The sequence below is a fragment of the Thermanaerothrix sp. genome, assembly GCA_026417795.1.
Lineage (GTDB): Bacteria > Synergistota > Synergistia > Synergistales > Synergistaceae > Thermanaerovibrio.
Genome location: JAOACP010000134.1, coordinates 1 through 589 on the forward strand (window position 1 = coordinate 1; position 589 = coordinate 589).

At 32.1% G+C, this 589-nt stretch carries 1 protein-coding gene and 1 tRNA gene; one reads left to right on the top strand and one right to left on the bottom strand.

Annotation, left to right across the window (positions count from 1 at the left end; translation table 11 throughout):
• Positions 1-92: 92 nt before the first annotated feature.
• A tRNA-OTHER gene (locus tag N2315_09610) sits at positions 93-197 on the bottom strand.
• 81 nt (positions 198-278) lie between these two features.
• Between N2315_09610 and N2315_09615 the strand changes: the two genes are divergently transcribed.
• The coding region (locus N2315_09615) for a PRC-barrel domain-containing protein (protein MCX7829427.1) at positions 279-589 on the top strand (311 nt) is incomplete at its 3' end.

Sequence of the window (589 nt, forward strand, 5' to 3'; positions counted from 1 at the left end):
TCCTAATATAATTGCTATTAATGCTAATATTACCGCCACAATTAATCTTTTTGGATCTTTTAGTTGCATATTTATTACCTCCTTTTTAATAATGGCGCTGGGACAGGGATTCGAACCCTGGAGGGCAGAAGCCCACTAGCTTAGCAGGATCGCCTTTATTAATAAAATCTAGCGCCGTACCACTTGGCTATCCCAGCACTAAATATATTTTTAGATAAAACTAATCTTTAAATATTTGTGTATTTATTTAAATAAATAAGTTGAAGGAGGTAATTTTTATGGCAATAACTGTAAAAAATTTATCTGAAATATTTGGAAAGGATGTATTTACAACAAGAGGAGTTTATTGCGGAAAAGTTGAAGATGTTGAACTTAGCCTTCAAAAATTTAGAATAAGATCATTATTAATCGAAGCAGCAAAAGGTAGCTTTTTATCTGGAATTGTGAGTGGTAAAAGAGGTGTAATATTACCATATCAGCTTGTAGAAAGTGTTGGAGATGTTGTAATAATAAAACATATAACAGCTCCGTCATTAGCTGAAGAAACATCCAAAATGGATGAGAAATCTGAAGAATCACAATCTATTTC